This is a genomic window from Ruoffia sp. FAM 26255 (genome assembly GCF_045528525.1).
Taxonomy (GTDB): domain Bacteria; phylum Bacillota; class Bacilli; order Lactobacillales; family Aerococcaceae; genus Ruoffia; species Ruoffia tabacinasalis.
Genome location: NZ_JBGQQX010000075.1, coordinates 1 through 7,558 on the forward strand (window position 1 = coordinate 1; position 7,558 = coordinate 7,558).

Consider the following 7,558-nt stretch of genomic DNA (forward strand, 5'->3'; position numbering starts at 1 on the left):
AGAGACCGTATTTTACTTATGACGCGATTATATGTCCCTCAGACAAATAAAAAAGATCAAGCAACAACTTATGCTGCTTGATCTTGATTAAAATGAGTCATCAACCCTATTTGACAAAGAGCCTTTAATCTGGTGTTAGTTCGATACGGTTCCCGTCTGGATCTAGAACAACCGCTTCATAATAGCCATCCCCTGTTGTTCTTGGTCCATCTAATAAGTCATAGCCATCATCAGTTAAACGCTTTGTAAAGTGATCGACATCATCTTTGTCCCCTACACTCATTGCTAAATGAGCATAACCAAACAATTCTCCTTCTGCTTCCTTTATATCATCACGATGCATAATTTCTAAACGTGCCCCACTTGAGAAAGTTAAAAAGTATGATTTAAACCCTTTCTTCTCATTATGATATAAATTGTTTGCCGACGCTTCAAAATACGTTTCATAAAATCGTCGTGTCTGCTCAATATCTTTAACCCACATGCCAATATGCTCAATCTTCATGTTACCCCTCCTTCATTTATTCAATTTCATTATACATTTTATTGGTATCTACACCAAACAAGGTGTCTTCTTATAAACCTATTGACTTATATCAGTCAAATTAAATGTAATTTAATTTGAAATTAGGTATAATAATATATATAAAGATAGGAGGAATGAACATGCGTAATTGGCCTTGGTTAAAAATTATTTGGTATGTCATTTTAATCGTTTTAGCTATCAAAACTTCCAGCGACCAAGCTGAAAAAGCTAGCTAATTTACATAAGCAATCATTCTAATTTTGCTTAATTTTAATCGAATACCAGAGATGATTCACTTCATCTCTGGTATTTTTGTAATCTTCCGTGACAAACATTGTAAATTCAACTACAATTAAAGAAATATGATAAAAGAGGTGAACGCGTTGACAACTGTCATGATTATTGATGATGACCCGATTGTGGTAGAATCATTAAGTTTAATTATTGAAAATGGTGGCTACGAAGTAATCGTAACAGGCTATTCTGCTGAAGAAGCCATTGCTAATTACTCTATTTATAAACCAGATATCACATTGTTAGATATTCGAATGCAAGAGAAATCTGGCATTGACGCTGCTTCAACCATTTTGAGTGAATTTCTGCAAGCAAAAATTCTGCTCGTTACGACTTTTGAGGACTCTGATTTCATTCAAGCTGCCCTCCAATTAGGGTGTAAAGGCTATATCTTAAAGCAAAATATTAAAAGTATCTTGCCAGCCATTGAAGCGGTCCTTAATAATCAGACTGTTCTCGATAATACGATCGTCAATAACGTTGCTCAATCGGTCACTCAATCGAATCAAGTCATATTGAGCGAGCTTACACCTCGTGAATTAGATATTTATCAAGCTGTCGCAAAAGGCTTGAATAATAAAGAAATTGCCGAAAAATTTTATCTGAGTGAAGGAACAGTTCGAAACTATATATCACAACTGTTACTGAAGTTGGAGTTGCGTGATCGGACCCAGCTTGCGATCAGTTATTATAAAGGCAATGAATTCAAAGAAAATTAATCAAAGGAAGGTTTACAAATGATATTTAATATTTTAATTTATGCTTTTCCTGCTATGTTTATGATATTGGGTGCATATTTATTAATCTATAGACGGACTTTACTCGAAGTATTCGGCGATTATTCCAATAAAGTTATTATTATTTTTAGTATATTGCTATTTTTAGTGGGGATTCTCGGCTTTATTTTAGTCGTAAATAATCTGATTGACTTAATGTTAATTTGGATGTTAGCAGCACTCTTCGTCGTCTTCTTTATGGTATTTGTCTTTTATTGGTTATTCAAAGCCAACAATGGAAAAAAATAACATAAAAAATGTGGGGAACAGACTCAATTTTAAGAGCCTGTTCCCCACTTTTTTTAATCTAATACACTGACTAAATCTTTCCCGTCGACTTCTTCGACTTCTACTTTGACTCTCTCTTGCTTAGATGTTGGAATATTCTTTCCAACATAGTCTGGTCGAATTGGTAATTCTCGGTGTCCGCGATCAACAAGAACAGCCAATTGAATGTGTGATGGGCGCGCATTTTCTAAGATGGCATCCATGGCTGCACGAACGGTTCTTCCGGTATAAAGAACATCGTCCACTACTACTACTTTCTTTCCAGTTAAATCATGTTCAAAAGAAACAGCTTTTACTTCAGGACTGACAGATTTTTTAGATAAATCATCGCGATAGAAAGTGATGTCCAAAATTTCCAGCGGTAATTTTACGTCTTCTATTTCTTCGACCTTTTCTTGTAGGCGTTTTGCTAAAAACTCGCCTCTTGTTTTAATTCCAAGAATCACCAGTTTTTCCGTCGATTTATTCTTCTCTAAGATCTCATGGGCAATACGCTTTAAAGTTCTTTGCATGCCACTTTGATCCATTAATTCTCTTTCACTCATTATCATAACCCTCCTTTTAAAAATAGACCGCTCACCCAATTAGGTTTGCGGTCTGATTATGTTAATTATTATTTGAAGCGTTCAACGTCACGAGCAATTGCTACTTCTTCGTTTGTAGGAATGTTGTAGATTGCGAATCTTGAGTCGTCAGTTGAAATTAATGCTTCTTTACGAGTGTCGTTACGCTCGTCATCAATTTCTCCACCAAAGAACGTAATTCCGTCCATGATTAGTTTACGTGTAATTCCAGAGTTTTCACCAATACCTGCTGTGAATACTACTGCGTCAACACCGTTCATAACTGCGATGTATTGAGCGATGTATTTTTGAACACGGTTCATGAAGATATCTAACGTTAATTGTGCACGTTCGTTACCTTCTGCTGCAGCATCTTCAACATCACGCATATCACTAGATACACCTGATAAACCTAGTAAGCCAGATTTTTTGTTAAAGATTGTGATTACATCGTTAACATCAGTGATGTTTAATTTGTCCATTAAGAATGGAATGATTGATGCATCGATATCACCTGTACGAGTACCCATTGTTACACCAGCTAAAGGAGTGAATCCCATTGATGTATCAACAGATTTACCACCGTCAACGGCTGTAATTGATGCACCGTTACCTAAGTGACACGTAATGATTTTTAAGTCTTCGATAGGTTTGCCCATTAATTCAGCTGCACGTTTACTTACGAAATCATGACTCGTTCCGTGAGCACCATACTTACGGATTTGGAAATCTTCGTAGTATTCGTAAGGTAAGCTGTATAAGTAGTTAACTTCTGGCATAGTTGTATGGAAAGATGTATCAAACACTGCTACGGCAGTTGCGTGTGGTAAACGATCTTCAAACACATGCATAACTTCTGCTTCTGCTGGGTTATGTAAAGGTGCGAATTCACTTAATTCTTCAACTTGTTTAATTACTTCTGAAGTAACTAATGTTGATTCTTTAAAGATTTCTCCACCTGCTACGACACGGTGCCCAACACCTGTAATTTCAGTTAGATCAGTAATAATTTGGAATTCTTCTAATTTATCAAATAACATATCAACTGCTTGAGCATGAGTTGCGATATCTTCTGTTACAGTAAATTCTTGATCATCACCATATTCGATTGTGAATACTGAATTGTTGATACCAATTCTTTCTACTAACCCTTTGGCAATAACTGATTCTTCTGGCATATTGTATAACTGGAATTTTAAACTTGAGCTCCCAGCATTAATTGCAAATGTTTTAGACATTAATTAATTCTCTCCTCTTCAATATAAGTCATAATTCTATTATACATTTATTATAACAGATTGCATTAGAAGTTCTCTACTAAATTATAATGTTTTTCACTAGTGTTGCATAAAACTGAAAATCACTGTTACTTGTTTATTGTTAATTAAATCACATGTAGTTTTCGTTAAAAATTTCAAAAAAGTCAAATGCTGGCGCAGCGGATGACTTTTTCCATAATTTTTTTGACTAATTTAGTTGTAGATAAATCGATTTGCGGCTTCTTTCACTTAGTCAGGTTCGAATATTTCCTTAAATAATTCGAACGGTTCATACTGTAACGCTCGTAAATGCCTTAAAACGTGGAAAACTGTTTGTTTTAAGTCTAATTCAAGCTTGATGAGTAAAGTCAGTAAGTAGACAATCAGTGCCAGTATGACTTGATTTTCCACACCTTCTTCTGACTTTGAAAAGTAGTTTTTAATCGTCATGTGTTGCTTGATATGCTTGAAAAAGAGCTCGATTTGCCATCGTGATTGATACATTTTACTAATCTCTTCAGCTGATACATCCATGCGGTTGGTGATAATTCTTAAATTGGCTTGCTGCTTTCTTTCTATCGTCACAAGTCGAAAGAGACTCGTCAAGTAGACTTGACTGCCCAATTGAAGCAACTGGTCACTGATAATACCCGTTCTTTTAGGAACGTCTAGATGGCCTTGCACATGTACCTTCGTATTCTTCTTAATCCGAGAAACGAAGAAATACCCATCCCAATGCATTTGATCGAATTGAGCGAAATCAAGATACCCACGATCAAAAACGTATGTAGCCAATGGCTCATTGATAAAGACCTCTAAGTGCTCATGATCATGTTCAGAAGTAGGAGATACTTCAAATTGTTCAGGGTGCACCCAACGTTCATTCATGAAGCAGACTTTTAAATGTAACTTTATGCCAGCTTTTGTCGGTCTAAAATGCGCCCATGGATAGGAATTCTTGCTAAATGAAAAGGTTGTGGAATCAATCAGATAGAGTTTTTCTTTCGACTTTACCTTCGTCTTTTTATGCACAAGAGAAAGTAAATGATTAAAAACCTCCAGTAATACACTTGGTTCAAGTGCCCGTAGGGCACGAGAAAGCTGAGAGTAACTGATAGAGTCTATCCCCATTACTTTTTTCAAATTCGGATTGACAAGTTGTTGGTCTAGGTGTCGTAAACTTTCGGTTTCATCGTTAATGGCATACAGAAAGAGATTTATTACTTTATTAAATGTCAATTTATTTGCATAACGATCAAATTGTTCGATGGCTTGACGAGAATCTAAGCTTAATTGTTCTAATTTAATATACGAAAACCATTTATTTATTGTCATTTTTGTTTTATACTTATCCATGCATAGATCCTTTGTATTGGTCTTGGATAAGTCATCCAAGTACTAGTATAAAGGATTTTTTTATGCCATGGAACAGGTTAATATTTTAATGCAACACTAGTGAATGTTTTTTAATATAAACAATAACTTAAAATACTAAGCTTATTTTATGACTCGTAATGAGCAATGACCTCCATTTTTACTTTTGCTCCCATTGGTAAACTACTTACGGCAAAAGAACTTCTAGCTGGATACGGCTTGTGAAAATTCATGGCATAGATTTCGTTAAATATCGATGAATCACCGATGTCATTCATATATAACACAACTTTTACAACGCTTGTTAAATTCAAACCTGCACTATCTAATATATGGGCAATATTTTTGAAAACTTGATTCATTTCTTATTCAGCATTCCCTTTAACTAATTTATTAGTTTCTGGATCAATGCCTATTTGACCAGATACATATAACATATCTCCTACACGAACGGCTTGCGAATATGGGTCCATCGGCTTTGGTGCTTTATTAGAATAATAAATTTTCTTCATACTTAGCCACCCTTTCTATGAGTCTATTTACATTATAATAAATTATAAAATAATGTATAGGAAAGTGACTATTTTCGCGTTTCTAATTATTTTTTCATTTTATGTAGGGAAAATGCTTGTGTTGTGCTATAATTTACGAAATAAATCAAAAGGTGGTTAACACAATGCAAGCTGTAATTACTGTAATTGGGAAAGATAAGGTAGGGATTCTCGCAGAAGTTGCGACACAATGCGCTAAATATAACGTGAACGTTGTCGACGTTGAGCAAACGATCATGCAAGATTATTTTACGATGGTGATGTTAGTGAATATTGATAAGCTTTCAATCGAATTTGAAGAATTTCAACAGAACACGAAGGAAAGTATCCCTGAGATGGAAATACACGTGATGCATGAGGATATTTTCAATTCTATGCACCGAATTTAAGGAGTTAAACCATGTTAGAAATGCAAAATGTTATTGAAACTGTTTCTATGATTAAAGAAGATAACTTAGATATTCGTACCATTACGATGGGAATATCGTTAGTTGATTGTGCGGATGGAGATATTGATCGTTCGTGTGAGAAAATTTATAACAAAATTTATAACTCTGCCAAAGACTTAGTTAAAACTGGTGAGCTGATTGAGGGTAAATTTGGTATTCCGATTGTAAACAAACGGATTGCTGTTACTCCTATCTCTCAACTGCTTGCTGCCTCCGGTGGCGATCCTTTAAAATACGCGCGAGTGTTAGATAAGGTCGCTCAAGATATAGGTGTAAACTATATCGGTGGTTACTCTGCTTTAGTCCACAAAGGCTTTAGTAAAGGTGATTTGGAATTAATTCAATCTATTCCACAAGCCATGGCTGAGACAAATCATGTGTGTTCTTCAGTGAATATTGGTTCAACCCGTGCGGGTATCAATATGGATGCTGTGGTGATGTTGGGAAATATCGTTCGTGAAGCTGCTGAATTAACACAAGATAATGAGTGCATGGGTGCTTCTAAGATTGTCGTTTTCTGTAATGCTGTTGAGGATAACCCTTTTATGGCTGGTGCTTTTCATGGATCTGGAGAGCCAGATGTTGTCATTAATGTAGGTGTATCTGGTCCTGGAGTGGTACGTAATGCTCTAGCTAACCTTGATAAAAATGCTTCTCTTGAAGTTGTAGCCGATACAATTAAGCAAACAGCTTTTAAAATTACAAGAATGGGTCAATTAGTTGGAACTGAAGCGTCACAAATGTTAGGTGTGCCTTTTGGTATCGTAGACCTTTCTTTAGCCCCTACTCCCGCAGTTGGTGATTCAGTTGCTCATATCTTAGAAGAGATAGGCTTGGACCAAGTTGGTGCGCATGGTTCCATCGCGACCTTAGCTATGTTAAATGACGCTGTTAAGAAAGGTGGTGTCATGGCCTCTTCTCACGTTGGTGGTTTATCTGGCGCGTTTATCCCTGTCAGTGAAGATGCTGGTATGATTGCAGCTGCTGCTAATGGGACATTAAATATTGAAACATTAATGTCAATGACAGCCGTCTGTTCTGTTGGTTTAGATATGATTGTCATTTCGGGAACAACACCACCAGAAGTAATCTCAGCTATTATTGCAGATGAAGCAGCTATTGGAATGATTAATTCTAAAACCACAGCGGTACGAGTTATACCAGCCATTGGACGCTCTGATGACGAATGGTTAGACTTCGGTGGTTTGTTCGGTAAAGGTTCAGTTATGCCTTTAAATCCAACTTCTCCAAAAGTGTTTATCAATCGTGGCGGACGAATTCCTGCTCCACTTCAAAGTTTAAAAAATTAAATTCCCAAGGACTTGCTTATTCTGAGCAAGTCTTTTTCTTTAGCTTAAATTGTCAAATTAAGTGCAACACAGTTTTATAAAAGATTTCATAAGGTGTTTTCCAATTCAAACATTTTTTGGGACGTGTATTTAATTTCGTTGCCCAACCTTGTATCTCTTCATCAGTTG

Annotated in this window: 8 protein-coding genes and 2 pseudogenes; 4 read left to right on the forward strand and 6 right to left on the reverse strand. The window is 35.9% G+C overall.

Going from position 1 to position 7,558, the window contains the following annotated elements; translation table 11 throughout:
- Positions 1-124: 124 nt before the first annotated feature.
- Positions 125-505 carry a VOC family protein gene (locus ACEN31_RS10565; protein ID WP_407109385.1) on the reverse strand — a complete coding sequence of 127 codons (381 nt, stop codon included), beginning with the start codon at positions 503-505 and terminating at the stop codon, positions 125-127.
- Between the two features lie 404 nt (positions 506-909).
- On the opposite strand from ACEN31_RS10565, the gene ACEN31_RS10570 reads away from it, so the two are divergent.
- Both ACEN31_RS10570 and ACEN31_RS10575 read left to right on the forward strand, forming a co-directional pair.
- On the forward strand, positions 910-1,539 hold the full coding sequence (locus tag ACEN31_RS10570; protein ID WP_407109386.1) for a response regulator: 630 nt from the start codon (positions 910-912) through the stop codon (positions 1,537-1,539).
- Between the two features lie 18 nt (positions 1,540-1,557).
- Positions 1,558-1,845: a hypothetical protein gene (locus ACEN31_RS10575; RefSeq protein WP_407090278.1), complete on the forward strand. Its 288-nt coding sequence runs from the start codon at positions 1,558-1,560 to the stop codon at positions 1,843-1,845.
- Between the two features lie 53 nt (positions 1,846-1,898).
- On the opposite strand, the gene pyrR is transcribed toward ACEN31_RS10575, so the two are convergent.
- The 4 genes and pseudogenes from pyrR to ACEN31_RS10595 form a co-directional block, all read right to left on the reverse strand.
- The gene (gene pyrR / locus ACEN31_RS10580) at positions 1,899-2,429 is read right to left on the reverse strand and encodes a bifunctional pyr operon transcriptional regulator/uracil phosphoribosyltransferase PyrR (protein WP_407109387.1); all 531 of its coding nucleotides are present in this window, start codon (positions 2,427-2,429) and stop codon (positions 1,899-1,901) included.
- Between the two features lie 68 nt (positions 2,430-2,497).
- Positions 2,498-3,685, reverse strand: coding sequence for an acetate/propionate family kinase (locus ACEN31_RS10585; protein WP_407109388.1), 1,188 nt, complete (start codon positions 3,683-3,685; stop codon positions 2,498-2,500).
- A 270-nt stretch (positions 3,686-3,955) separates the two neighbouring features.
- Entirely contained in the window at positions 3,956-5,062 is a 1,107-nt protein-coding gene (locus ACEN31_RS10590; RefSeq protein WP_407109389.1) for an IS4 family transposase, read from the reverse strand.
- Between the two features lie 146 nt (positions 5,063-5,208).
- A pseudogene (locus ACEN31_RS10595) lies at positions 5,209-5,592 on the reverse strand (Rid family detoxifying hydrolase).
- Positions 5,593-5,756: 164 nt separating this feature from the next.
- Here ACEN31_RS10595 and ACEN31_RS10600 point away from each other — a divergent pair.
- On the forward strand, positions 5,757-6,020 hold the full coding sequence (locus ACEN31_RS10600) for an ACT domain-containing protein (protein WP_138404626.1): 264 nt from the start codon (positions 5,757-5,759) through the stop codon (positions 6,018-6,020).
- Positions 6,021-6,031: 11 nt separating this feature from the next.
- On the forward strand, positions 6,032-7,390 hold the full coding sequence (locus ACEN31_RS10605; RefSeq protein WP_407109390.1) for a PFL family protein: 1,359 nt from the start codon (positions 6,032-6,034) through the stop codon (positions 7,388-7,390).
- Between the two features lie 52 nt (positions 7,391-7,442).
- Here ACEN31_RS10605 and ACEN31_RS10610 read toward each other — a convergent pair.
- A pseudogene (locus ACEN31_RS10610) lies at positions 7,443-7,558 on the reverse strand (IS30 family transposase); the annotation flags it as partial.

Excerpts from the sequence above, each read along its gene's own strand:
- ACEN31_RS10565 (WP_407109385.1), bottom strand. The coding sequence starts at position 505 with ATGAAGATTGAGCATATTGGCATGTGGGTTAAAGATATTGAGCAGACA.
- ACEN31_RS10575 (WP_407090278.1), top strand. The coding sequence starts at position 1,558 with ATGATATTTAATATTTTAATTTATGCTTTTCCTGCTATGTTTATGATA.
- pyrR (WP_407109387.1), bottom strand. The coding sequence starts at position 2,429 with ATGAGTGAAAGAGAATTAATGGATCAAAGTGGCATGCAAAGAACTTTA.
- ACEN31_RS10585 (WP_407109388.1), bottom strand. The coding sequence starts at position 3,685 with ATGTCTAAAACATTTGCAATTAATGCTGGGAGCTCAAGTTTAAAATTC.
- ACEN31_RS10590 (WP_407109389.1), bottom strand. The coding sequence starts at position 5,062 with ATGGATAAGTATAAAACAAAAATGACAATAAATAAATGGTTTTCGTAT.
- ACEN31_RS10600 (WP_138404626.1), top strand. The coding sequence starts at position 5,757 with ATGCAAGCTGTAATTACTGTAATTGGGAAAGATAAGGTAGGGATTCTC.
- ACEN31_RS10605 (WP_407109390.1), top strand. The coding sequence starts at position 6,032 with ATGTTAGAAATGCAAAATGTTATTGAAACTGTTTCTATGATTAAAGAA.